Below are 23,668 nucleotides of genomic sequence, written 5' to 3'. Positions count from 1 at the left end.
TGACGGAGGTGTGTATGACGGTCGCTGACACGGTGGCGCCGCTGGTTCGCGCGGTGCTCGGTGAGCAGGTCCCGGTAGGGATCAAGTGTTGGGACGGTAGCCGCAGTGGGCCTGCGGACGCGCCGTGGCAGGTGCGCCTTGTCAATCGGCGTGGTCTGCGACGGTTGCTGTGGGCCCCCAACGACCTCGGTTTCGCTCGGGCCTATGTCTCCGGCGACATCGACATCGAGGGAGACCTGCTCGCCGGACTGGATGTGTTGGAGCAGGTGTCGGACCCGAGCAGGGGCCCCGGTGTACGGATCGACGGGCAAACGAAGAAGGCGCTCGTGACGGCGGCGCTGCGCCTGGGGATCGTCGGCCTGCCACCGAAGCCGCCGGCGGAGGAGATGAAACTGGCGCGCGGGCACCGGCACGACAAGGAGCGTGACGCCGCCGCGATCAGCCACCACTACGACGTCGGCAACGACTTCTATCGACTCGTGCTCGGTGAATCGATGACCTACTCGTGCGCGTATTGGGCGCAGCCGAGCGAGGGTCTGGACGCGGCCCAATACGCCAAGTGCGATCTGGTGGCCCGCAAGCTCGGCCTGACCGCGGGGATGCGGGTCCTCGACGTCGGCTGCGGGTGGGGAACGTTCGCACTGCACGCGGCACGTCACTACGGCGCGCGCGTCGTCGGTGTCACCCTGTCCCGTGAGCAGGCGGACTACGCCGCCAAACGAATGGTCGACGCGGGCGTGGGCGAGTTGGTGGAGATCCGAGTCCAGGACTACCGCGACGTCACAGACGGCCCCTACGACGCGATTTCGAGCATCGGCATGGCCGAGCACGTCGGCGCCGCGATGTTGCCGACCTACGCCGCCGACCTGTTCGCGCTGCTACGCCCGCGGGGGCGGTTGCTCAACCACGCGATCTCGCGGCGACCAATCAAACCCACTGCCAGGTTCTCCAAAACGTCCTTTATCGATCGCTATGTGTTCCCCGACGGAGAAATCGAACCGATCGCGACAATGATCGAGGCGATCGAAGGGGCCGGTTTCGAGGTCCGCGACGTCGAGTCGCTGCGCGAGCATTACGCGCTGACCCTGCGGGCCTGGGTGGGGAATTTGGAGGCGAACTGGGACGAGGCGGTGGCCTACAGCAGCGCCGGGCGGGCACGAGTATGGCGGCTGTACATGGCGGGCGCGGCGTTGGCTTTTGCAGCGAACCGGCTCGGCATCAATCAGATTCTGGCAGTCAAATGCGCCGAACAGGGTCGCAGCGGCATGCCCGGCACCCGTGCCGAACTCTTGCAGGAGTCCGCTCCGTTGCCGTCTCCGCCGGATCGAGAGTAGTGAAAACCGTTGGGAAGACCATAATTCGACGGGTGTGGGCACCCTCGCGGGCGGTAACGGGTGTGGAACCAGCTATCGGGTGGGGGAGGAGTACCTGCTTTTGTCTCGAAGCCGTACGAGGTCGATGCCGTCTGGGAGGGATATTCGTTCGGCCCGAACACCGGCACGCCGTTCGAGCTTCGGTCCGTGACCGAGAAGGTGCATGGATCGCGGTTCACATCAGCAATAGCGGTATCCCACCACGGGTTTCGGCGAGGGCAGGCGTCTGCATCCGCTAGGTCGACCCTTCTCATCGGAACGGATGGGATCTGTCATTGATCGACTGTCACTGTGAGTACGAGTCGGGTCGTCCGAACTGCGTCACCGCGGCGGGGCTCGTTGGGTTGGCGTGAGGCCAACCACTCACTGGCAGAGGCTGCGTTCGGCGGTGGTGATCAGCGTGCGGGAGACGTCGTCGGCGGGGAGGTTCCGCCCGGTGTAGAGCTGGTCGAAGCTGTCGAAGCTCGCCAACAGCCAGAGCACGTCGGCGGCTTCGTCGACGGTGACTCCCGGCCGGAGAACTTCCTGCTCGGCGAGACGCTGGGCGAGGTGGACCATCCCGCCGGCCCGGTTCTCCTCGATCCGCGCGATGGCTCCGCCGACGGCATCCGCGTCGAGTTGGGCCATCGAGAACAGCGCGCGGAAGACGTCGCGGTGGGCGGCGAACACCCGGACTCCGGCGTCGATTCCGCCGCGCAGGTGCTCGCGCGCGTCCGGGTTTTCCACCGCGTCGACTACGCCCTGAAACCCTGCCCGGTGCCACCACAGGTCGGTGGTGAATGCGTCGAACAGCCCGGCTCGTGAACCGAAGGCCAAATAGACGGTAGACCGGGAGACCCCCGCCGCCCGGGCCACCTGATCCACACTCACCGGGGTGGACGGCGCTCGGCGCAGCCGCTCATAGACGGCGTCGAGGATGTTGCGCCGCGTCTCGTCGGCCGCCTCCGCACGCAGACGCTGCTCGTACTTTCGGGTGGCCACAACCGCCACTCTAACATTTTCACTTGACAGGTCGTCTCGTGAAGTTCAGGCTATTAATCGAAAGACATACTGTCCGGCGAAATTGAGCAGCCCCCGCGTGCTTCCTCCTTGCACCGAGACAAACCAGCCTTCCGACGAAGGAGCTGACGTCGTGAACAGCCTGACCACACCCACCGTTCCGCCAACACCCTCGGCGTCCACGCCTGTGCTCGTGGTCGGAGCCGGTCCGGCGGGACTGACGACGGCAATCACACTGGCTCGCCACGGGATCGAGGTCTTGGTGGTGGAGCGGCGGCCCGCCCTGTCGGGGCTGCCGCGGGCGGCTTCGGTCAGCACCCGCACGATGGAGCTGTTGCGTTCCTGGGGGTTGGAGCAGGAGATCCGGGCAGGCGGAGCCGAGGTCGAGTGGAAGCAATGGGTGGGCCCCACGCTCGCCGCGGCGGGTGACGCGCACCTGACCAGCTTCCCGACGCGAGAGCAGAGCGCAGTCCTCAGCCCCACCGCCCCGGCCTCGGTTCCGCAGGATCACCTCGAACCCGTGCTGCTGGAACACCTGCTCGGGTTCGACACCGCTCGAGTGGAGATGGGCACCGAAGTGGTCGGACTCGACAGCCGGTCCGACGGCACCACCCTGGTGACGCTGCGCGACGTCGAAACTCGCGGAACCCGAACCCTCCACGCCCGCTACCTCGTCGCAGCAGACGGCGCGCGCAGCACCGTACGCGACGCCCTCGGGATCGGGATGCGTGGGCCGGGACGTCTGTCCCAGGCCGTCGGGACCGAGTTCCGCGCCCCCCTGTGGGACCTGCTCGGCGACCGCCGCTACTGCATCTACGCCGTCACCCACCCCGAAGCCGCAGGAGTCTTCGTTCCCGCCGGCCGCGGCGACCGATGGGTCTACGGCGTGGAACACGAACTTGTGCAGGAGCCTGCGGCGAGTCCGACCGAGGAGCAGTCCGCCCGCCTCATCCGACTCGGCAGTGGACTGGCCGACCTCGAGCCGAGGATCGAACGCATCGGGACCTTCACCTTCGCCGCGCAACTCGCGGACCGCTTCCGGCAGGACGCCGCGTTCCTCGTCGGCGATGCCGCGCATCAGATCACGCCACGCGGGGGCACAGGCATGAACACCGCCATCCAGAGCGCCTACGACCTCGGGTGGAAACTGGCCTGGGTGCTGCGCGGCTGGGCCGGACCGCAGCTGCTGGACACCTACGAGACCGAACGACGTCCGGTGGCCGCGCACAACGTGGCCCGATCGGCCGACCCGCACGGCGGAGCCCGACTCGCCTCACAGGAACTGCCCGCCGACCTCGGCGGCCGAATAGCGCACGTCTGGTTGCCTTCCCGAGCGGGCGCTGTGTCCACCCTCGACCTACTCGGACCCGGGCTGACGTTGTTCACCTGCGGTCCGAGCGCGTCCTGGCAGCGGGCAGCGACCTCGGTTCCCGGACCTCCGCTCGTCGTCCACGATCTCGACGCCATCACTGCCCGCGGAGTGGGCATCTCTCACGGCGGGGCACTCCTGGCCCGGCCGGACGGGGCGACGGCCGGATGGTGGCCACCCGGCACCGACCCTGTGGCGGCACTTCGCGACGCGGTCCAGGCCGTGCCACCCCCATCAGCCACAGTGGATCGGCGCACCGAACCGCGTCCAACGCGGTATTGCATGGCGGACCATCAGGGCTGAAGGACGTACTTCCCGCGCACGCCGCCCTGCGCGACCGCGCGGTGGGCGGCGGCGATCTGGTCGAGCGGTACGACGGCGTGGACCCGCGCCGGCAGGTGGCCGCTTGCCGTGGCGTCGAGAAGCTGGGCGAGCCGCGCACCGTCGGGCTGCACCACCAGCACGCGGACGGAGACGCCGCGTTCCTCTGCCGGCGCCGCGCCCGGCTGCACGCCGACGAAAAGGCCGCCGTCGCGGACCAGCGTGAGGCCCTGCTCCTGGAGGGCGGCGCCGTCGGCTACCGCGTCCCAGGCGTGCGCCGCCTCCGCGGTGAAGTCGGCGCCGAGGCCGCGCACGAATTTCTCGTCCTCGGCTCGGGCCAGTCCGGTGACCCGCCAGCCGCGGTCCTGAGCGAGCGTGACGACGTACGCCCCGACCGCTCCAGCGGCTCCGGTCACCAGCAGGCTCTTGCCCCCGCCGTCGCCGAGTAGGTCCACCAGCTGGTCTGCGGCCAGGCCGTTGAGCGGGACAGTGGCTGCGGTGGCGAGGTCGAGGCCGTCCGGCACGAGAGCGGTGTCGCTCGCCGGGACGATCAGCTGCTCGGCGTAGGTGCCGAAGTCGCGGTCAAACCCGGCGACGAGCCCCGCGACGCGGCTGCCGACCGGGAGGTCGACGCCCGGACCAGCCGCGGTGATGGTGCCGGCGAAGTCCCAGCCCAGACCGGTGTGGGCGGGCTGGTCGATCAGCCCGAGCCGGTGGAACACCCCGGCGGCAAGCGCCAGGTCGACGGGGTTGACCGCGGCCCCGGCGATCTCGACCCGGACCTCACCCGGCCCGGGCTCGACGACGGGTACGTCGATGATCTCGATCGAGTCGGGACCGCCCGGGGTCCGGACGATTGCGGTGCGGAAGGTGGTGGACATGTTTCGTCTCCTGTGGACCGGTATTTGTGCTGCACCACCACGATGGAGGGGTTACTCTCCAATGGGAAGTAGGCACTTTGGAGTGCGTATGTCACCGCACAGGAAGGAGCGGTCGATGTCGACGACGACGGCGGCCCAGGAGCGGTTGCAGGCGAAGGTGGAGTACGAGGCGTTCCTGGCGACCTGTCCCAGCCGCCGGCTCCTCGCCCGGATCTCGGACAAGTGGGTGACTCTGGTCCTGGCCGCGCTCGGCAGCGACGGACCACACCCGGGCGACGACTGCGACGGCGAGCCGCGGCGGATGCGCTACTCGGAGCTGTCCCGACGGCTGGCCGGAGTCAGCCAGAAGATGCTCACCCAGACGCTGCGCTCCCTCGAGCGCGACGGCCTGCTCACCCGCACAGTGACGCCGACTGTGCCTGTCACGGTCACCTACGAGCTGACCGACCTCGGAATCTCGCTCCAGGCCATCATGCGCGGTATCAAGGCGTGGGCGGAGGCGCACATGGACGAGGTGCTCGCCAACCGGCAGGAGTACGACACCCGCGTCTCCTAGTGTCGCGGGTGTCCGCTGGGGAACCATCATCGGTACGTCCCGAAGGCCGGCCCATGACGGGAACGCCTGATCGCTAGTGCAGGTGTGCCTTGGGTTCCGGAGAAACGTACTTGTTCTACGACGAGTTCCCGCCTCCCGCAGCCGGAGTTGCTCGGTGACGGGTTCGCTGCGACCCGGGTGGGCCGGGTGAGGGCGTGGTCCGTTCGCCAGTTCTCTTCGATGGTCATACCACAGTCAAGGTGATTGTGTAAGTGAACTTTTCGTGACCACACGCGGGCCGGGGCTCGGAGCCCCAATCGGGCATTGCGTTCAGAAACTATTGGGATTAGATTATCGCGAAGTGCAGTAGGTGATCAGGTAAGCCGAGGGCCGGGTGCGGCGCATTGGGAACAATGAACGAGGAGATCGGCATGAACGTGGCGGACCTCGTGCGCGGCTGGGGTGCGACCCGGCCGCAGCAACAGGAAATCGTCCGCGGGAACCCTACGGCGATCGGTACACGCAGTGTCGACGCGCCCGCGAGCATCGACATCCGTGTCGAGAGTCTGCAGGCATGACCGAGGCGTCGGCGACTCTGGCGGGCACCACGATCGGTGTCGTCGGTACTGGGATGATGGGCGCGGCCATCGCCTACACGTGCGCGCGGGCGGGGGCCGATGTCGTAGTGGTCGCGCGGACCCCCGAGGGTGCGCGCAGGGGGAGGTCGTACGCCGACCGTCGTGAAGAGCGTGCCCGACAGGCGGGGATCACGAATACGGCAATGTCGCGGGCATTGCTCGACCGGATCACGACCACCGAGCGCCCCGCGGACCTGGCGCCTGCCGCGCTCGTGATCGAGGCGGTACCGGAGAACGTCGCCGTCAAGCAACAGGTCCTGCGGACGATCGAGGCCGCCACCGAGCCGTGCACCGTGGTTGCATCGACGACGTCGACCCTGCCGATCACCACTCTTTCCTCGACGCTGGCACGCCCGGAAAGCTTCGTCGGAATGCACTTCTTCTCCCCGGTCGATCGGATGATGCTGGTGGAGACGATTGTCGGCTCGCGTACGTCGGAGGCCACGGTCGCGGCATCCTTGACGTACGCGCGGTTGCTCGGGAAGCGGCCGATCGTGGTGCGCGACAGCCGGGGATTCTTCACCAGCCGGGTGATGGAGCGCTACTTCGACGAGGCGTTGGCCGCCGTCGGAGAGGGAATCGATCCGGGCATCATCGAGCGCGCGGCGACCGCTGCCGGATACCCCGTGCCGCCACTGCAATTGCTCGACGAGATCACGTTGACACTCAACCGTGCGGTGCAGCGCGAGAACCGCATCGCTGTCGAGGTAGCCGGGGGAACGTGGCGCGGGCAGAACGCAGGCAGCGTGCGCGACCGGATGATCGACGAGTGTGATCGCGGCGGTAGGTCGGTAGGACGCGGATTCTACGACTACGGCACCGACGGTGCGCGCCTCGGGTTGTGGCCAGGCCTTCGTGACGTGTTCGGTCCGGGGCAGAGAATTCCGATCGATGACATGCGCGATCGGTTGCTGTTCGTCGAAGTCGTCGAAGCGTTGCGTTGTCTCGACGAAGGTGTCGTCGGTTCCGAGGCCGACGCCGACACCGGATCCGTTCTCGGCATCGGGTTCCCGGCGCACACAGGTGGAGTCATCTCTTTCAGACGCCTCTATCCCGGCGGTGCACAGGGGTTCACGGCTCGGGCCCACGAACTCGCCGCCCGCTACGGTCACCGCTTCTTCCCCCCGGAGCAGAGTCCGTAACCCAACGACCCACCGGAGTGCTCATGACATACGTAGTGACCCAGGCCTGTTGCAACGACGCGACGTGCGTCGCGGTGTGTCCTGTCAACTGCATTCACCCGTCGCCCGACGAAGCGCAGTACGCGCGCACAGAGATGCTCTACATCGACCCGGGCACGTGCATCGACTGTGGCGCCTGTGCCGATGTGTGCCCGGTGGACGCGATCGTTCCCGACAGCGATCTCATCGGCGAGACCGAGATCTACAAGGATCTCAATGCAGCGTACTTCCTGGGCAATCCGACCGTATTCGGCCGGTGTGAGGTGCCGCGGAAACCTGTTGTCGCCGTGGATCGGCCCGGTTCGCTGCGGGTGGCGATCGTGGGTTCCGGTCCCTCCGCCTTCTACGCTGCGGAGGAGTTGCTGAAACGGCGCGACGTCGAGGTCACACTATCCATGTTCGAGCGTCTCCCCGTCGCTGGTGGGCTCGTCCGATTCGGTGTGGCCCCGGACCATCAGACCACGAAGGCCGTCGAGCGGTTGTTCGCGCGTACCGCCGGCCGCAGCGGTTTTCGCGCGTTCCTCGGGGTAGACGTCGGACGCGACATCACCGTGGACGAGCTGCTCGAACATCACCATGCGGTGATCCATGCGAGCGGGGCGCCCGACGACCGGAAGCTCGGAATTCCGGGAGAAGAACTGCCGGGCAGTTGTGCCGCACGCGAATTTGTCGCCTGGTACAACGGGCATCCGGAGTACGCTGACCACACGTTCGATCTGTCGGGTCGTCGTGCTGTCGTGATCGGCAACGGCAACGTGGCGTTGGACGTGGCACGGATCCTGACGCGCGATCCTGAATGCCTCGTGCCGGGTGACATCGCGGAACATGCTCTGGATGCACTGCGACACAGCGCACTCGAGGAGGTGGTGGTGCTCGGTCGCCGCGGCCCCGGCCACGCAGCGTTCACGACACCGGAACTCCTCGCACTGGGATCCTTGCCTGAAGTGGACGTGAGTGTGCACGACGGATATGAGGCTCCCGGCGATGCATCGATCAAGCTGCAGACGATCGCCGAATATGCGCGGCGGTGCCCGCAACCCGGTCGGAGAAGGATCACGCTGCGGTTCCACGGTGCGCCGATCGAGGTCCTCGGCGGCAGTCACGTCGAAGGTCTACGGATCGCGCCGTACGACGAGGCCGGCGTCGGGGAGGACCTGGAATGCTCGCTGGTGCTGCGTTCGGTGGGCTATCGCGGGCGCCCGTTGCCGGGTTTGCCGTTCGACGCCGCGCAGGGGACGGTACCCAACGTGGCGGGCCGCGTGGTCGATCCGGCCGAAGACCGTCCGGTGCCCGGTGTCTATGTCGCAGGTTGGATCAAGCGGGGGCCGACCGGCGTGATCGGTACCAATCGGTACTGCGCCGCCGAGACAGTCGACACGATGCTTGCCGACCACGAGCGCGCCCTCCTGCCGCGGCCCAGCCGCACCGGAGACGAGTTGGTGAGGGTCATCGAGGCTCGCTGCACCGACGCGTTCGGTCTCGATGGCTGGCAGCGGATCGACCGATACGAGCGTACCGAAGGGCGTCGCCGAGGTCGGGCGCGCCACAAATTGGTCGACGTCGATGCGATGCTCGCGGCTGCCCGTGGTGCGGAGGGCAATTCGCGCATGCCTCGATAGAACGACGGATGTCACCTCCAGGAACGCGGAGGAGGCCGCCCACCTGACGGGTGGGTGGCCTCCTTTCTGTCTCGGGCGGCCTGTCGGAACCCGGTGAGGGCCCCGATCCTGTGGATCGGGGCCCTCACTTGTGGTGTCAGTGCTCTACACGGACACCGGCACGCTGTCACCATCGGGAATCGAAACCGACGACGATCGTGTGCGCGACAGGACGGTCGCCGCAAATCCGAGCAGCGATATGACGCAGATCAGGACGCTGAGCCAGATCGTGGTGTCGTCGAACGCCAAGGCGACAGCAATTACCGGGACGATGGCTGCGCCGAGCGCGTTGCCGGTCTCTCGGCCGAGGCCGAGGCCGCTGTAGGCGTGCTGCGTATGGAACAGCTCGGTGACGTATGCGCCCATCGGGCCGAAGATGGCGGCGACGCCGACGCCGTTGCCGAGCGCCATGACCGCCCAGAACAGCAGTGGGGGTGTTCCGACCCCCGACAGGAGCGAGATGCCCACCCATGCGAACACAGCGCTGTAGAGAAAGCCGAAGACGATCACGGGCTGTCGTCCGACGCGATCCGACAGTGATCCGAACAGCGGGATCAATACGGCGTTCGTGAGCTGCGCAACGATCAGTCCGACCAGCACCTCGGTTCCACCGAAGCCCAGCTGGTTGGTGCCGAAAGTGCCCATGAAGACGATGTAGAAGTAGCCGATACCGGTCTGGCCGATGGTCATCACCATCACGGTCAGAAGTGCGCGGGGCTGCTGGCGGACCACGTCGAAGATCGGTGTCTTCGAGATGTTTTCAGCTTTCTTCATCTCACGGAACGCGGGTGTCTCCGGAAGGCTGCGACGTAGCCACAAGCCGTAGGCGAGGATCACGACGCTGAAGAGGAACGGGATTCGCCAGCCCCAACTCAGAAACGCTTCTTTGGATACCAAGGAGGACATCAGAAGTAGTGACAGCGTTCCCATCACACCACCGAGGGCTGCGCCCATTCCGGGCAAGGAACCGAGCAGGCCTCGCTTCCGTTCGGGTGCGAACTCGACGGCCACGAGCGTGGCACCCCCGTACTCACCGCTCGCGCCGATGCCCTGCAGAATGCGCAGCAACACCAACAGGGCCGGGGCCGCCCATCCGATCTGCGCGTATCCGGGCAGAAGTCCGACGAGCAGCGTGGCGACGCCCATCATGAGCAGGGTGAAGATGAGAACACGCTTTCGGCCGATGCGGTCGCCGAGGCTGCCGAGGATCACCCCACCGACCGGGCGGACCAGGAAGCCGACAGCGAAGGTGCCGACCGCCTGCAGCGTCCCCAGGAACGGGCTCGAGCCGGAGAAGAACACGCTGGCGAAAACCACCGACGCCGCCGAGGCGTAGAGGCTGAAGTCGTAGTACTCGAGCAGGGTTCCGACGAAGGCGGCTCGGCTTGCCTTGCGGGAGTCTGCCCGGGAGCGGCCGGAGTTCGCACCCGCAGGAGAGTCTGCAACTGCGGTTGTACGTTCGGTCATTCGAGACCTCGCATCTGTGAATGGCGGGCGACCAGCCCGAATGATGTTGTGACGGGCACCACATTAAGCTACAGGGGTTAGGTTTGTCTATCTGGAGCCGTCCTATCGCGCCGCGTGACGTCGGCGTCGATTCCGGTGAGGTGCGACTTGTTGCAAAGGGAGTCGTATCCGTCGCTTACTGTGGGGTGCGCGTAACCACAAGACAGTGGTCCCCGGAGATTCCTCCGGGGACCACTGTCGGACTGCTTCTCGCGGCCGATGGGGATCAGCGCGTCGCCGGTGTGAAGGTGATCGGCAGCTTCTCGCACCCCCGGACCTGGGACGAATGGAAGACCGCGGGGTTGTCCGGAACGAGGGCGTAGTCGGGAATCCTCTCGTGGATCTCCTCCAGGGCGAGTCTCAGCTCGAGCCGTGCGAGATGGGAGCCGAGGCAGCGATGCGGGCCGGCACCGAACCCGATGTGGCGGTTGGGATGCCGCTGGATCTGCAGTTCGTCGGGGGCGTCGAACTCGTCCTCGTCCCGATTGGCGGCGGTCATCACCACCAGCAGTTGGTCGCCTGCCTTGATGGTGACATCACCGATCTCGACGTCGCGGGTAGCGCGACGTCCGCCACTCGTCGCGGTCTCGATGCGCAAGATCTCTTCCACCGCAGACGGGATCAGCGTCGGATCATCGAGGGTCGCCTCGCGCTGCTCGGGGTTGCGCGACAGGTGGATCAGTCCCCAGGCGAGAGCGCCTTGGACGGTGTGCAGTCCCGCGACGAGAAGCAGGAAGAACATCCGGCACAGCTCCTCGTCGGTGAGTTGCCGAGGTGTTCCTTCGACGTCGAGCGGGGTGTTGATGATCTGCGCCGTCAGAGTCTCCGAACTGTCTTCGCCGGATCGCACCCGCGCGACGACTCGGCCGAAGTGTTCGTAGATATCGGTGGCTGCCTTCGCGCGGGCCTCGGCCGACTCGGCCTCGCTCGCGCCGGGAACGCCCTGGAGCGTGATGTCGGTCCACTCCGTGAACTGCGGCGCGGCGCTCAAGGGCCACCCCATCAGTGCAAGGAAGATTCGAGTCGGTAACTCGTGTGCGAACTCCGAGATGAATTCGCATTCACCAGCCGCCGCAAATCCGTCGATCAGCTCCGTGATGATTCCCCGGATCTCGGGTTCGAGTGCCTTCATGCGCTTGGGGCTGAACAACGGTTGCAACGCCTGCCGATAGTAGCTGTGCTCGGGCGGGTCGAGTTCGAGCGGAAGGAATCTGCCCTGCGCGGCATTCAGAAGATTGTTGGGGAAGCTCGAAAACGTCTCCGGGTCCTGGAGGACCTGCAGTGCTTCTTTGTATCGCGTGACGACCCAGTGCCCGCCGTGGTGCGGGGAGTAGAGGACGGGTCCTTGCTTGCGCAATGCCGCGACACGCTCCTGGAACACATCGTTCGGCGCGGCCAGGGACGGATCGTACACATCGAAGTCGGTGATCAGGTGTGCGGGAATATCGATCTGTGTCGAGGTCATCGGGATCCTTCGCGAGGGGAGTGGGCCGTAACGTCGCCGTCGAGGGGCGAGTTCTCTCGGAGAGTCAGGTGGGCTCGTGCTGTCGGAACAAGTGCGAGGCTGACGTGAAAAGGCGATTGCCTTGCGACGAAGGTAGATCAGCGACTTCCGCGCGGTCAACAGTGAGTGTCGGATGTCCTGCTACGCACGACATTCGAGCGGCGCAGCGCAACTCTTGACCAATTAACCGATTGCATTTAGATTAATCGCTGTGATACACAGCACTTCGGTGCGTGAGCGAGTCTTGTGCCGCAGCGCTGTGTGCGGTGGCCCTCTTGTGTGCGCATGGACTTGAAACCCGTGTGGAACAGATCATTGTGACGACCTGCTCGACCCAGGAGGTCGGGTGAGGTCCACCTTCACGGAAGGACCGCTGCATTGAGTTCACCGGTTCGGATCACCGAGATCATCGACAGAGTTCCCCTCTCGGGTTTTCAACGGCGCGCAATCGCCATCTGCCTGGTACTGGCGTTTGCCGACGGATTCAACGTGCTGTCCATCGGCTACGCGATTCCGAGTCGTGATTGCCGCACTGGTCGGAGGGATCGTCTCGAACTTCCTGGTCGCACCGCTCGCGGATCGTCACGGGCGCAAGCGCATCATGGGCCTGGGCATCGTCGTGTTCGGCCTCGCCGCGGTGCCGAACGGGTTCGCGCTGGGCAACGAATACTCGCCGATACGCCTGAAATCGACCACTGTCGCCGTGCTCAGCTCGGGAACCGCGGGCAGTGGGCTCGCTGTCGGAATCATCGCATCGCAGCTGGTGCCGGCGCGCGGCGGTGAAGCTTTGCTCCTGGTGGCCGGCATCGTTCCTCTCGTCATCCTGATCGCCACGTGGCGCCGGCTCCCCGAGTCCGTCGAGTTCCTCGCCAAGACCGGTCGCTCGAGGAAGGTTGCGAGCATCCTCGACAAGATCGAGGTCGGCACGACGCACCGTGCGGACACCGAGTACGTCCTCCCTCCTCAACCGGTCGGCGCGCGCGTCGCTACGCTCTTCACCAAGGACAGAGCCGTTCTGACGACGCTCATCTGGGCGATGATGTTCTTTGCGCTCTTCGGGAGCTACTTCGTGCTCAGCTGGCTGGCCACGATTCTCACCGACAACGGCGTGGAGCAAAGCACCGCGCAGCTCGCGACCTCGCTGGCTACGCTGGGCGGCATCGTCGGCGCACTTGCGCTCGGACTGGCCATGGATCGAAGCCGGATCGGCGTCGCAGCCGCAGCCCTCGGGCCGATCGCCACCATTGCATCGGTTTCGCTGCTCGCGTGGAACTTCGCGATTGGTGGGTCGGCGATCGCCGTCGGCGCTCTGTGCTTCACGCTCGGATTCGGCGCGATCGGGCTTGCCGCGGCATTGACGTCGGTAGCAGCGCAGGCGTATCCCACATCGGTACGTGCGACGGGTATCGGCTGGGCGTTCGGGGTCAGTCGGATGGGAGGGTTGTGTGCGCCGGCACTGGGTGGATCCTTGCTCGCGACGAACATGGCGAGTTCGATGGTTCTCCTGTTGTCGGCGATTCCCGCGGCCATGTCCGGAATGCTGGTTGTGTGGTTCGCGCTCACCCTGCGTCGCCGGAAGGCGTCCGAGAAGCTGATCGACGGCGCACTCTCGCAGGCAAACGTTCTCGTATCGGGTTGGGGGCCGCCCCTCCGTATGAAGTCCCTCCCGGGGCTTGTCGAAAGAACCGATAGGCATTAGATTAACGAGTGTGATCCACAGCACGGCCACCGACGGGCGGTGCCGGCTGTCGTGCAAGGATCTTCACGGACCTGAGAATGTCCGAATTCCATTACATGTAGCCGTGTTTCAATGTCGTCTCCGTCTCAGTGCTATCTCCCGAAGGGGCATACATGAGCTTTCGCCGCGTGATCGCCACCGAACAGTACGGTACCGCTGTACTCGTCGCAGACGAGAAAGTCGAGAGGATCGACACCGCCGGACTCGACCCGATCTGGCGTTCCGATTCCGTTCCCGAGGTGCCCAATTCCGGAGGGGTGCCGGACACCGTCGGATTTCCCGATCCCGGTGGGGTGTGGGTGATCGGCTGGGTGCTCGAACCCGGCCGCATCGGCGACAACGACAACGGAATCGTCGCCATGGACGAGCACACGCCGGGATTTCACCGCACCGATTCGGTTGACGTACACGTCCTTCTCGAGGGTTCGCTCGTGCTCGAACTCGACGACGGCGTGGAAGTCGAACTGAATGCCGGCGACACCGTGGTGGTCAACGGCAACAAGCATCGATGGCACAACCGAGGAGAAGAAACGGCACGGGCAATCGTCACCATCTGCGGCGCATCGCGTACCACCGACCGACAGGAGATCTGAATGGAACCGACGGCTGAGCAGAACGGGTCGGCTGTGAACAGTGCGCCGTCCGTGACGAAGGCGCCACTCCGGTGCGGAGTGTTTCTTCCTCCGTATCACAACCCCCGGCGTAACCCCACGATGGCGATCGAACAGGACCTCCGACACGTGGAGGATCTCGACAGGCTCGGCTTCCACCAGGTGTGGTTCGGGGAACACCACAGCGGCGGGTACGAAGTCGGGCCGTCACCGGAACTGATGATCGCGGCAGCAGCGCAGCGCACGTCACGCATCGAGCTGTGCAGCGGCGTGATCTCCCTTCCGTACCACCATCCGTTGATGGTTGCCGATCGAATCACTTTCTTGGACCACATGACTCGTGGTCGCATTCGCATCGGTGTCGGACCGGGTGCGCTCGTGGCCGACTCGCAGATGATGGGAATGGATTACAACCTTCTTCGGCCGCGGATGGAGGAATCCCTGGACGCCATCCTGGAACTGCTCAACACTCCGGGACCGGTCGACCGAAAGACGGAATGGTTCGCCCTCGAGGATGCTCGAGTCCAGATGGGCCCCTACACGTACCCTGGGGTGCCGATTACCGTGGCGGCCGCAATGTCGCCGTCGGGCCCGAAGCTGGCCGGAAAGTACGGGCTCGGTCTGCTGTCCATCGGCGGAACCAGCGCAAAGTCGGTCGAATTGCTCGCGCAGACTTGGGATATCACTACCCGTGAAGCGAACGAGTACGGGAAGGTCGTTGATCGGAACGACTGGGCGATCGTCGGCAACATCCATATCGCCGACACCTTCGAGCAGGCCGTCGAGGACACCAGATACGGGCTGCGCGACTTCATGGACTACCGCCACGTCGTCACCCCGATGAAGATGATCGAGCCCGGCGAGGAAGTCGCTCACGAGGAACTGGTCCGGCGTGTCAACGAGTCCGGTTACGGATGCATCGGCGACGCCGACGATGCCATCAGCTACATCCAGAAGGTCATCGACCGCACCGGAGGCTTCGGCACCTTCCTCGCGACGGCCCACGACTGGGCCGATACCGAGTCCACGTCGCGTATGTACCGCATTCTCATGCGGGACGTCATGCCTCGCTTCACAGGTACGTGCGAACCGCTGCTGAGCTCCTATCACTGGACGCAGGCGCGTAAGGAAGGTTTCAGCGAGCGCTTCGCGACCGGTATCAGCCAGGCAACGCAGGACTATCAGCGCGCGAAGAGCCCACGGTAGTCGAACCGGCCAATTCCGAACCGCCACACCCTTATTTCGAAATCAGGAGTATCGATGACGTCACTCGACGGAAAAGTAGCAGTGATCACCGGTGGAGCACGAGGACAGGGTCGCTCGCATGCGCTCGCACTCGCCGCTGCCGGTGCCAAGATCGTCGTCTGCGACGTCGCGGCACCGATCAAAGAGGTGCAGTACGCACTCGCGACACAGGAGGATCTCGAGGAGACGATGCAGCTGGTCAAGGAAGCCGGCGGCGAGATTGCCGGCATCCAGGCGGATGTCCGGAGCAGTGCGGACATGAAGGCTGTCGCGGACCTGGCCGTGTCGCAATTCGGACGCATCGACATCCTGCTGGCGAACGCCGGTATCCACGATCACGCCGAGTCGACGATCGAGATCGAGGACGACGCGTGGCAGGCGATGCTCGACGTCAACCTCACCGGCGCGTGGAAAGCATGCAAGGCCGTGGTACCCGTGATGATCGAGGGCGGCCGAGGCGGATCGATCGTGATCACCTCGTCTGTCGACGGCCTGGGCGCTGCTCCGTCGTGGGGTCACTACGGAGCGGCGAAGCACGGACTGCAAGGGCTGAAGGACACGCTCGCATTCGAGCTCGGCCAACACAACATTCGGGTCAACACGGTCAACCCGACGGGGGTCGATTCGCCCATGGCGGTCGGCCTGTCGCAGGTGCTGCCGCACGTGGTGCGGAAGTGGAAGGACAACGACCGTACGAACCTGCTGGACGTGACGATGCTCGAACCGCAGGACATCTCCGACGCCGTGTTGTGGCTCGTGTCCGACGCTGCGAAGTACGTGACCGGGATCGACCTGCCGATCGACGCAGGTTACCTGACCAAGCACTGACCGATGAGGCCGGCCGCGACGCCCACCCGCAGGACAAGGAGTGAAATGCCGATTCACGAGAGTGGAGCGATCCGATGACACCGAGTACCGGAGTGGTCCGCGAATTTCCGGCTACGGATCTGGCGGGTCCGTACGCGGACGGCCTGGACCTGCCGTACTGGGAGGGACTGCGGGCAGGTGAGCTACGTCTGCACAAGTGCGCCGAGTGTGGCCTGTGGATCTGGGGGCCACGCTGGATCTGTGGGCAATGCCAGGCGTTCGACCCGGAGTGGGTCGCCGTGGAACCGGCAGGACGGGTCTTCTCGTGGTCCCGTACCTGGCACCCGTTCATCCCGGAGTTGGCCGGCGAACAGCCGTTCATCACGGTGCTCGTCGAATTGCCACATGCCGGGGGACGCCGGGTGCTCGGCTTGCTGGCCGAGAACGGCGAAACCGACATCGCCATCGGTGATGAAGTGACGGGCCTCATCCAGCAGCCTGCCGATTCGCCCTGGCCTCTGCTCCGCTGGCAACGGGCGGGCACGTCGACCGAGACCGAGCGGGGGGAGCACCGATGACTGACACTATTCTCCGTGGGGCGGCCGCTGTGGTAGGCGTCAACGAGTTCTATTACAAGCGAGGAGAATCGACCGACAGTGAGCTTCGGATGACGTTGCAGGCTATCGTCGCGGCAGCTGCCGATGCCGGCGTGTCACCACGCGAGATCGACGGGTTCGTCTCCTACGGCGGCGGCGAGAACGACGGAACCGTAGTGGGGGCGTCGCTCATGTCGCACCGGATCCGATGGTCCACCATGATCTGGGGTGGCGGGGGCGGTGGCGCCGCCGCGGCGATCACCAACGCGGCGGTCGCGATCGCGGCGGGTCAGGCGCACTGCGTCGTCGTGTATCGCGCTATGGCACAGAAGGATTCCGGGAGACTCGGATACGCCAAGCATCATTTCGACGGTCACATGCTCCCGCACGGGGTCGGATCGCCGGCTCAGGCGTGTGCGTTGCGCACTCGGCGGATGCTCGAGCACGACGGTGTTCCGGAATCCGCGATGAGGTCCCTCGTGCTCGCCGACTACTTCCATGCCCAGCAGAATCCGGATGCGGCGGCATTCGGCCGTCCACTCGACGAGGAGCGGTATCGAGCCTCCCGGATGATCGGCGAGCCGTACCGCCTCTACGACTGCTCACGTGAGAACGACGGAGCGGTCGCGCTGATCCTGGTAGCCGCCGAGCGCGCCGAGCAACTCCATCCGAAACCGGCGTATGTGCTGGCCGGCAGTCAGGGCGCGGTGGGCGGATACGCCGTCGACACGGAGAACGACCTCGACTACACCTCGGCCGGATTCTCCGGGCCCGACGGGGTCGCGGAAACCCTGTGGGCGGATGCCGGCCTCGGTCCCGATCAAGTCGATGTCGTCCAGGTCTACGAGAACTTCAGTGGTTCGGGGGTAGCTGCACTGATCGATCACTCGCTGTGCCCGCGCGGTGCCGAGGCCGGCAAGGTCATGACGGTCGAGAATCTCACCGCTCCGCACGGGCTGCTCCCGGTGAACACCAGCGGTGGCAACCTGGCAGATTCGTTCGTCAACGGAATGGGGCTGGCGGTCGAGGCCGTGCGCCAGCTGCGTGGAAGTTCGACCAACCAGGTTCCCGATGCGAGGGTGTCTCTCTTCATCGGCGGACCAATGGCCGCCCTGTCGAGTTCGATCCTTCTCTGCACGCACGACGTGCTGTGAGCTGAAAGGAAGCAGGACATGAGCACCGAGACCGACATCGAGGGCGTCTCGATCGCCGACCGGATCGTCGGGTCCTGGGATCTCGTCGAGTACTCGACGACGTCGGACACCGGCAAGGTTGGGTACCCGCTGGGGCCCGAAGCGCGCGGACTGATCATCTACTCGGCAGCCGGGTTGATGTCGGCGCAGATCATGCGTCGCGACCGAACCCCATACCGGTCACCCAACGTGCACAGTGGCGAGATGAGCGAACGAAGCGAGGCTGCCGGCGGATACCTCGCGTACTCGGGTCCGTATCACGTCGACGAGGAGAACTCCGTCGTTTGGCACGAGATGGCGGTATCGCTGTATCCGAACTGGATCGGCGACAGCCAGAAGCGATACGTGCGCTTCGACGGTGACTGGATGACCCTGTCGTCGGATCCTCTCGTGTTCCGCACCACCACGTTGTCGCCTGCGCTGGTCTGGCGACGGACCGTGCCTCGCACGGGGCGGACAGCGTGACGGGCAGGGTGCAGCTTACCGTTGCCGTCGACCTGTCGACACCGACCGCGCCGGGCGACAGCACCGTACTGGTCCGTCGACCGGGTGGCCTGGATACGGTACGGATGACAGCTCCGGACCTTCGTGCGGCGCAGAAGAAGCGCTCGCGGATTCGGGCAGGGTTCGAAGACGGCGGCACATCTGGTGGTCGGATCGACGTGCTGCTCGACGTCGTCGTCCACATCGCGACCGACGCTCGCACAGCGCGCTCCGAAGTGATGTGGGAGCGAGAACATCCGTCGGCTGCGGACCCGGTTGGGGTCGACGCCGTCGTCTATGTCGGAACGCCGGGCGGGCTCGCGAGCTTGATCCTCGACATCGGTGCGGCGGATGTCGCCGACGGCGTCACGGTGGTTCCGGCCGTTGCGGCGGGGGATTCGCGTGATGCATGCGTGCGCCTGCTCCTGGCCGAGGTGCTGCCGATTCTCGAAACCCATGGCCTGACGCCGGACCCGACGGTGCGCCGACGTGCCAGCTGAATTCCATCCACCACCGAGAGCGCAGTAGCCCGTGCGGATCGTTGTCGACAGGACACCCGGAGCGCCACAGATCCGGCTCGAAGAGGCCGGCGAGTTCGGTTCCCTCCATATCGAACCCGCTGATCCGGAGCAGGGTATCTCGGCAGAACAACTTTCGTCCCTCGGCCGTCTGTCCGGCGGGCGGAACGTCTTCGTGGATCCGAACACGATCCGTGCCCTCGCGGGGGCAAGGGCGTCCGACGATTCGTGGTCGGCCGGATTCGAGGCGATGATCGAGTATGCCGAGCGTCGCGGATGGCTCAGTCCCGCAGGGGAGATCAGGGTGCACATCATCGCAGCGAGTGAATGAGAGGACGACACATGTCGACACGATTGGACAGGAGTGCGCGCTCGGTGGTGGACACTCGGGCGTTCCGCGACGTTTTGGGACATTTCTGTTCCGGCGTGACGGTGGTGACGGCGGTGGTAGGCGACGAACCGGTGGGCTTCACCTGCCAGTCGTTCTCGGCACTGTCGCTGAACCCGCCCCAGGTGTTGCTGTGCCCGAGCAAGCGTTCGACGAGTTGGCCCACGATTCGTACAGCCGACACGTTCTGCATCAACGTGCTCGCCGCGGGGCAACGCGACCTCAGCGATCGCTTCGCGCAATCGGGTGGCCCGAAGTTCGACGGAGTGCCGTGGCGTCCCGCCAAGCACGGAGCGCCGATCCTGGACGGTGTGGCGGCCTGGTTCGAGGTGGCGCTCGGTGCGGAGCACGACGGTGGCGATCACCTGATTGCAGTCGCCGACATGCTCGACTTCGAGGCCGACTCGGCCACGCAACCTCTGGTTTTCCACCGTAGCCGGTACGGCGAGATCGTAAGCACGGGTTCATGAGTGAGACGATTCCGTCGCCGCGTTATCGGACGGATGCGTGCGATCCGATTTTCGATCGAAAGTGGGAGTGATGGGACGACCGGTAAAGCCTCTGATCAGTCGGAGTTCGACGATCGCGGCAAGCATCGAGATCATCGACACCGAAGGAATGGATGCATTCAGTCTGCCGCGCGTCGCCAAGCACCTGAACGTGAGGACGTCCTCGCTGTATCACCACTTTGCTGATCGTCGTGAGCTCATGACGGAGGTGGCGAAGGAGATCATGACGGAGGCTCTCGTTCCCGATCTTCCGCCGAACACGCATTGGGTGGAGTGGTTCGTCGACCTCAGTCTCAACTACCGTGACGCGATTCTCCGTCATCCCAATGCGGCGCTGGTGCTGGTGCAGTTCCTTCCGCGCGACGTACTCACGAGCACATACGAGAAGTGCGCTCGAATCCTCGACGACGCGGGCGTACCGGCATCTCTGCACGTGGTGATGTTGGACGGGCTGGAAAAGCTCTCTCTCGCGACCACTCTCACCGATCTCATGCGCGACCCGGTCGACAGCAGGGAGATCTTCCCGAACGTCGATGCGGGGAGGCACCCGACGCTTACCCACGCCCTGGCGGCCAATCGATGGTCGTCGCGCGAACTCTTCGTAGTGACGATCCGCGGATTCCTGGCCGGTGTGATGAGCGGGGCCACGGCGGCACCGAGTGACGCAAGCCTGCGAGATCTCATCGGATCGTGAGCGGTGTCGAAAATATTGCAGCCTAGGCCTTTTCGTCTCTCGGACGTGCGTTGTCTGCCTTGACATCCTGGTACCTACAACCTTAAGGTATGTTCCAGCCGGGTGATCCTGTCCAGAGCGAAGAGTGACTTCAGCGCCGGCCTCGTCCATTGCGGGGTGTGAGACCTGTCAGGACATTCATTTCGAGCTGCCCGGTGAATTCGAACTACCGATGCGGAGTGAGCCATCGTGACCTTTGATTTGTATGTGGATGGTAAGTGGACTACCTCCGCGAGTGATGAGCGTATCGACGTGGTCAACCCGACCACGGAGGAGCTGATCGGGGATGTCCCCGCCGGCTCCGCAGAGGATGTCGATCTCGCGGTCGCCGCTGCGAGAAGGGCGTTGGAGCGATGGTCGCACACCGGGCCGAGCGCACGGGCGGAACTTGTTTCCCGTCTGGCCGACGAACTGGAGCGGCGGCAGGACGAGATCACCGACCTCGTTGTCGCCGAGGTCGGAACCCCGCGCAGGGTCGCTCGTTGGGCACAGGTCGGATTGGGCATAGTCGATCTGCGTGAGGCGGTGACCGCTGCCGAGGACTTCCCGTTCGAAGAACCGCTCCGCAATTCCCTGATCGTGCGCGAGCCGGTAGGTGTGATCGGATGCATCACGCCCTGGAACTACCCGTTGCACCAGATCACTGCGAAGATCGGCGCTGCACTCGTCACCGGGTGCACGGTGGTCGTCAAGGCCAGCGAGGTGGCCCCGTTCTCCGCCCGCGCCCTGGCAGAAGCGGTTGATGCAGTCGGGATCCCACCCGGTGTGTTCAACCTCGTCCATGGATACGGACCGATCGTCGGCGAGGCCATCGCCGTTCATCCGGACGTCGACATGGTCAGCTTCACCGGATCGAACTCGGTGGGCAAACGAATCCTCGAACTTGCCGCCCGAACGGTGAAGCGGGTGTCGGTCGAACTCGGTGGAAAGAGCGCAGCGGTGCTGCTCGAGGACCTCAGCGACGAGGAGTTCGCCAACGCCGTGCCGCACACCGTGCGCGCGTGCTTCATGAACGGCGGACAGTCCTGCAATGCGCAGACCCGCATGATCGTGCCGCGCTCTCGCCTTGCCCAGGCCGAGAAGCTCGCGGCTGCGGCCGTCGCTGCATACGCTCCGGGTGACCCGACCGACGGCAGCACGAAGCTCGGCCCCATGGTCACCGCAGCCCAGCGAGAGCGCGTTCTCGGCTACATCCGAACGGGCGTCAAGGAAGGCGCGAAGCTCGTCGTCGGCGCGGTCGACGCACCGGCACGCACCGGTTTCTTCGTGGAACCGACCGTGTTCTCCGACGTGGACCCGGACGCCACGATCGCACAGGAGGAGATCTTCGGACCGGTGCTGTCGATCATTGCGTACGACACACTCGAGCAAGCGATCGAGATCGCGAACGGCACGATCTTCGGTATCGCAGGCGCCGTCTGGTCCTCCGACCCCGCGCGCGCGAAGTCGGTTGCACGAAGACTGCGTGCAACGCAGATCGAGGTCAACGGTGGGAAGTTCAACGGCGCTGCGCCATTCGGCGGATTCAAGCAGTCCGGTCACGGGCGTGAAGGCGGGGCATTCGGTCTCGACGAGTTCACCGAAATCAAGAGTCTGCAGCTTTAGCGTCGTTCTTGCAGGGCCTTTCGGGCCCCCGAAGGAGTGTGCACGATGTTATATACCGATCTACCGTACGACGAGGCGACGAAGGCTGAATTCGCACGATCGATGTTCGATCACATCGAGAACGGCACCACCGATATGGCGCCGGCGATCCTCGAGATCGATCCGAGGGTCTATAACGATCCGGAACTGGCGGCCCGCGAGCGCATCGAATTGTTCGGATACGTTCCGATCATCGCAGCGCACAGCACCGAACTGCCCGGTAAGAACGACTTCCTGACCGTCCAACTGCCCAACAACGAAGTTGTTCTGGTCCGGCAGGCCGACGGGGGAGTGCGTGGCTTCGTCAACACCTGCCGGCACCGAGGAGCCAGGCTCGTGCCTGACGGCAAGGGCACGAAGCGGGTCTTCTCGTGCCGCTATCATGCCTGGGCCTATGGGAGCGACGGCACCCTGCGGTCGATCGCGGACGAGCCGACGTTCGGAACGGTCGATCGCAGCTGTATGAGCCTGCTGGAGGTCCCGGTAGAGGAGCGGCACGGCTTCGTCTGGATCATCGACTCCGCTGCCGGTGATCGCAAACTCGACGTCGCCGAGTGGCTCGGCCAGGAGTTCGACGATTCCCTCGCCGCCATGGAGATGGACAAGTACACCTGCTACGTCGCCGAGAACTTCGATGTGGACATCAACTGGAAGGTCCTGATGGACGCCTTCCTCGACGGCTATCACATCACCTCGACTCATGCCGGAACTGTTGCCCCGTACTTCTACAACAATGCACAGTTCTGGCAGCCGATGGGTAGGCACGGCCGAATGGTGTCGGCACGCAAGAGCATCGACACGGTCCGCGGTGAGGAACCCGGGGACGCGTCGATCGATCGGCACATCACCGTTGCGCACTTCCTGATGCCGAATATGTCGGTCCTGCGTCAACCGGACCATCTGGAGGTTCTCAACTTCGTACCTGCTCCGGGCGTGGCCGTCGGGACTCGCATGCAGATGCGCCTCCTCACCCGGGAACCCGCCGTGACCGACGAGCAGAAGGCGCGGTGGGACAAGAACTGGAACATCCTCATGGCCGTGCTCCGCGACGAGGACCTCGTCGTCAACGAGGGACTGCAGAAGGCGGTATCGAACACCGACATAGGACCGCTCCTGTTCGGGCGCAACGAGATTGCAAACCAGCACTTCCATCGGTGGATGGCCCGGGCGTCGGCGGATCCGCGAAGGTGGGGATGATAAGAACCCACCGGCACGTCGCCGACTCATCGGACCCAGCT

23 protein-coding genes are annotated in these 23,668 nt (G+C 65.1%); 19 read left to right on the top strand and 4 right to left on the bottom strand.

The window, feature by feature from the left end; all coding sequences use genetic code 11:
• Positions 1–14 precede the first annotated feature (14 nt).
• Complete coding sequence (locus RJ1_RS25520; protein WP_073365077.1) at positions 15–1,334, top strand: class I SAM-dependent methyltransferase; 1,320 nt, start codon at positions 15–17, stop codon at positions 1,332–1,334.
• A gap of 402 nt (positions 1,335–1,736) precedes the next feature.
• Here the strand turns inward: RJ1_RS25520 and RJ1_RS25515 are convergent, their stop codons facing one another.
• Complete coding sequence (locus RJ1_RS25515; protein ID WP_073365075.1) at positions 1,737–2,354, bottom strand: TetR/AcrR family transcriptional regulator; 618 nt, start codon at positions 2,352–2,354, stop codon at positions 1,737–1,739.
• Positions 2,355–2,505: 151 nt separating this feature from the next.
• On the opposite strand from RJ1_RS25515, the gene RJ1_RS25510 reads away from it, so the two are divergent.
• A complete protein-coding gene (locus tag RJ1_RS25510; protein ID WP_073365073.1) occupies positions 2,506–4,044 on the top strand; it encodes an FAD-dependent oxidoreductase in 1,539 nt (512 codons plus the stop codon).
• Here the strand turns inward: RJ1_RS25510 and RJ1_RS25505 are convergent.
• Positions 4,035–4,943 carry an NADP-dependent oxidoreductase gene (locus tag RJ1_RS25505; RefSeq protein WP_073365071.1) on the bottom strand — a complete coding sequence of 303 codons (909 nt, stop codon included), beginning with the start codon at positions 4,941–4,943 and terminating at the stop codon, positions 4,035–4,037. The two genes, RJ1_RS25510 and RJ1_RS25505, sit on opposite strands and share 10 nt — an antisense overlap.
• Before the next feature lie 115 nt (positions 4,944–5,058).
• Between RJ1_RS25505 and RJ1_RS25500 the strand changes: the two genes are divergently transcribed.
• The 4 genes from RJ1_RS25500 to RJ1_RS25490 all read left to right on the top strand — a co-directional run bounded on the left by RJ1_RS25500 (position 5,059) and on the right by RJ1_RS25490 (position 8,916).
• Positions 5,059–5,499: a winged helix-turn-helix transcriptional regulator gene (locus RJ1_RS25500; RefSeq protein WP_073365069.1), complete on the top strand. Its 441-nt coding sequence runs from the start codon at positions 5,059–5,061 to the stop codon at positions 5,497–5,499.
• A gap of 410 nt (positions 5,500–5,909) precedes the next feature.
• Complete coding sequence (locus tag RJ1_RS46850) at positions 5,910–6,056, top strand: hypothetical protein (RefSeq protein ID WP_162850313.1); 147 nt, start codon at positions 5,910–5,912, stop codon at positions 6,054–6,056.
• Entirely contained in the window at positions 6,053–7,258 is a 1,206-nt protein-coding gene (locus RJ1_RS25495; RefSeq protein ID WP_073365067.1) for a 3-hydroxyacyl-CoA dehydrogenase family protein, read from the top strand. The genes RJ1_RS46850 and RJ1_RS25495 overlap by 4 nt, the downstream gene beginning before the upstream one ends.
• 23 nt (positions 7,259–7,281) lie before the next feature.
• Positions 7,282–8,916: an FAD-dependent oxidoreductase gene (locus RJ1_RS25490; RefSeq protein WP_073365116.1), complete on the top strand. Its 1,635-nt coding sequence runs from the start codon at positions 7,282–7,284 to the stop codon at positions 8,914–8,916.
• 144 nt (positions 8,917–9,060) lie between these two features.
• Here RJ1_RS25490 and RJ1_RS25485 read toward each other — a convergent pair whose 3' ends face one another.
• Positions 9,061–10,422 (bottom strand): MFS transporter, encoded by a 1,362-nt coding sequence (locus tag RJ1_RS25485; RefSeq protein WP_073365065.1) that lies wholly within the window; start codon positions 10,420–10,422, stop codon positions 9,061–9,063.
• Positions 10,423–10,687: 265 nt separating this feature from the next.
• Positions 10,688–11,926: a cytochrome P450 gene (locus RJ1_RS25480; RefSeq protein WP_073365063.1), complete on the bottom strand. Its 1,239-nt coding sequence runs from the start codon at positions 11,924–11,926 to the stop codon at positions 10,688–10,690.
• Positions 11,927–12,485: 559 nt separating this feature from the next.
• Here RJ1_RS25480 and RJ1_RS25475 point away from each other — a divergent pair.
• The 13 genes from RJ1_RS25475 to RJ1_RS25415 all read left to right on the top strand — a co-directional run bounded on the left by RJ1_RS25475 (position 12,486) and on the right by RJ1_RS25415 (position 23,627).
• The gene (locus tag RJ1_RS25475) at positions 12,486–13,664 is read left to right on the top strand and encodes an MFS transporter (protein ID WP_073365061.1); all 1,179 of its coding nucleotides are present in this window, start codon (positions 12,486–12,488) and stop codon (positions 13,662–13,664) included.
• Between the two features lie 152 nt (positions 13,665–13,816).
• Positions 13,817–14,296, top strand: coding sequence for a cupin domain-containing protein (locus tag RJ1_RS25470; RefSeq protein WP_073365059.1), 480 nt, complete (start codon positions 13,817–13,819; stop codon positions 14,294–14,296).
• Positions 14,297–15,520, top strand: coding sequence for an LLM class flavin-dependent oxidoreductase (locus RJ1_RS25465; protein WP_073365057.1), 1,224 nt, complete (start codon positions 14,297–14,299; stop codon positions 15,518–15,520). It begins immediately after the preceding gene.
• 54 nt (positions 15,521–15,574) lie between these two features.
• Positions 15,575–16,387: a mycofactocin-coupled SDR family oxidoreductase gene (locus RJ1_RS25460; RefSeq protein WP_073365055.1), complete on the top strand. Its 813-nt coding sequence runs from the start codon at positions 15,575–15,577 to the stop codon at positions 16,385–16,387.
• A gap of 74 nt (positions 16,388–16,461) precedes the next feature.
• The gene (locus tag RJ1_RS25455; protein ID WP_073365053.1) at positions 16,462–16,944 is read left to right on the top strand and encodes a Zn-ribbon domain-containing OB-fold protein; all 483 of its coding nucleotides are present in this window, start codon (positions 16,462–16,464) and stop codon (positions 16,942–16,944) included.
• Positions 16,941–18,116, top strand: coding sequence for a thiolase C-terminal domain-containing protein (locus RJ1_RS25450; RefSeq protein ID WP_073365051.1), 1,176 nt, complete (start codon positions 16,941–16,943; stop codon positions 18,114–18,116). Before RJ1_RS25455 ends, RJ1_RS25450 begins: the two co-directional genes overlap by 4 nt.
• Before the next feature lie 18 nt (positions 18,117–18,134).
• Positions 18,135–18,620: a lipocalin-like domain-containing protein gene (locus RJ1_RS25445; RefSeq protein WP_073365049.1), complete on the top strand. Its 486-nt coding sequence runs from the start codon at positions 18,135–18,137 to the stop codon at positions 18,618–18,620.
• Between the two features lie 197 nt (positions 18,621–18,817).
• A complete protein-coding gene (locus tag RJ1_RS47880) occupies positions 18,818–19,138 on the top strand; it encodes a hypothetical protein (protein ID WP_240319672.1) in 321 nt (106 codons plus the stop codon).
• Positions 19,139–19,169: 31 nt separating this feature from the next.
• A complete protein-coding gene (locus RJ1_RS25435; protein WP_073365045.1) occupies positions 19,170–19,487 on the top strand; it encodes a hypothetical protein in 318 nt (105 codons plus the stop codon).
• An 11-nt stretch (positions 19,488–19,498) separates the two neighbouring features.
• Entirely contained in the window at positions 19,499–20,014 is a 516-nt protein-coding gene (locus RJ1_RS25430) for a flavin reductase family protein (RefSeq protein ID WP_073365043.1), read from the top strand.
• Positions 20,015–20,084: 70 nt separating this feature from the next.
• On the top strand, positions 20,085–20,747 hold the full coding sequence (locus RJ1_RS25425; protein ID WP_073365040.1) for a TetR/AcrR family transcriptional regulator: 663 nt from the start codon (positions 20,085–20,087) through the stop codon (positions 20,745–20,747).
• A gap of 228 nt (positions 20,748–20,975) precedes the next feature.
• On the top strand, positions 20,976–22,391 hold the full coding sequence (locus RJ1_RS25420) for an aldehyde dehydrogenase family protein (protein ID WP_073365038.1): 1,416 nt from the start codon (positions 20,976–20,978) through the stop codon (positions 22,389–22,391).
• Positions 22,392–22,436: 45 nt separating this feature from the next.
• Positions 22,437–23,627 (top strand): aromatic ring-hydroxylating oxygenase subunit alpha, encoded by a 1,191-nt coding sequence (locus RJ1_RS25415; RefSeq protein WP_073365036.1) that lies wholly within the window; start codon positions 22,437–22,439, stop codon positions 23,625–23,627.
• Positions 23,628–23,668 lie beyond the last annotated feature (41 nt).

The sequence above is a fragment of the Rhodococcus jostii NBRC 16295 genome, from assembly GCF_001894825.1.
In the GTDB taxonomy this organism is placed as follows: domain Bacteria; phylum Actinomycetota; class Actinomycetes; order Mycobacteriales; family Mycobacteriaceae; genus Rhodococcus_F; species Rhodococcus_F jostii.
The sequence above is the reverse complement of the archived record's forward strand: the minus strand, read 5'-3'. Positions and strand labels throughout refer to the sequence as shown.

Excerpts from the sequence above, each read along its gene's own strand:
- RJ1_RS25505 (WP_073365071.1), bottom strand. The coding sequence starts at position 4,943 with ATGTCCACCACCTTCCGCACCGCAATCGTCCGGACCCCGGGCGGTCCC.
- RJ1_RS25470 (WP_073365059.1), top strand. The coding sequence starts at position 13,817 with ATGAGCTTTCGCCGCGTGATCGCCACCGAACAGTACGGTACCGCTGTA.
- RJ1_RS25490 (WP_073365116.1), top strand. The coding sequence starts at position 7,282 with ATGACATACGTAGTGACCCAGGCCTGTTGCAACGACGCGACGTGCGTC.
- RJ1_RS25455 (WP_073365053.1), top strand. The coding sequence starts at position 16,462 with ATGACACCGAGTACCGGAGTGGTCCGCGAATTTCCGGCTACGGATCTG.
- RJ1_RS25480 (WP_073365063.1), bottom strand. The coding sequence starts at position 11,926 with ATGACCTCGACACAGATCGATATTCCCGCACACCTGATCACCGACTTC.
- RJ1_RS25445 (WP_073365049.1), top strand. The coding sequence starts at position 18,135 with ATGAGCACCGAGACCGACATCGAGGGCGTCTCGATCGCCGACCGGATC.
- RJ1_RS25460 (WP_073365055.1), top strand. The coding sequence starts at position 15,575 with ATGACGTCACTCGACGGAAAAGTAGCAGTGATCACCGGTGGAGCACGA.
- RJ1_RS25450 (WP_073365051.1), top strand. The coding sequence starts at position 16,941 with ATGACTGACACTATTCTCCGTGGGGCGGCCGCTGTGGTAGGCGTCAAC.
- RJ1_RS25430 (WP_073365043.1), top strand. The coding sequence starts at position 19,499 with ATGTCGACACGATTGGACAGGAGTGCGCGCTCGGTGGTGGACACTCGG.
- RJ1_RS25425 (WP_073365040.1), top strand. The coding sequence starts at position 20,085 with ATGGGACGACCGGTAAAGCCTCTGATCAGTCGGAGTTCGACGATCGCG.
- RJ1_RS25520 (WP_073365077.1), top strand. The coding sequence starts at position 15 with ATGACGGTCGCTGACACGGTGGCGCCGCTGGTTCGCGCGGTGCTCGGT.
- RJ1_RS25485 (WP_073365065.1), bottom strand. The coding sequence starts at position 10,422 with ATGACCGAACGTACAACCGCAGTTGCAGACTCTCCTGCGGGTGCGAAC.
- RJ1_RS25415 (WP_073365036.1), top strand. The coding sequence starts at position 22,437 with ATGTTATATACCGATCTACCGTACGACGAGGCGACGAAGGCTGAATTC.
- RJ1_RS46850 (WP_162850313.1), top strand. The coding sequence starts at position 5,910 with ATGAACGTGGCGGACCTCGTGCGCGGCTGGGGTGCGACCCGGCCGCAG.
- RJ1_RS25495 (WP_073365067.1), top strand. The coding sequence starts at position 6,053 with ATGACCGAGGCGTCGGCGACTCTGGCGGGCACCACGATCGGTGTCGTC.
- RJ1_RS25500 (WP_073365069.1), top strand. The coding sequence starts at position 5,059 with ATGTCGACGACGACGGCGGCCCAGGAGCGGTTGCAGGCGAAGGTGGAG.
- RJ1_RS25465 (WP_073365057.1), top strand. The coding sequence starts at position 14,297 with ATGGAACCGACGGCTGAGCAGAACGGGTCGGCTGTGAACAGTGCGCCG.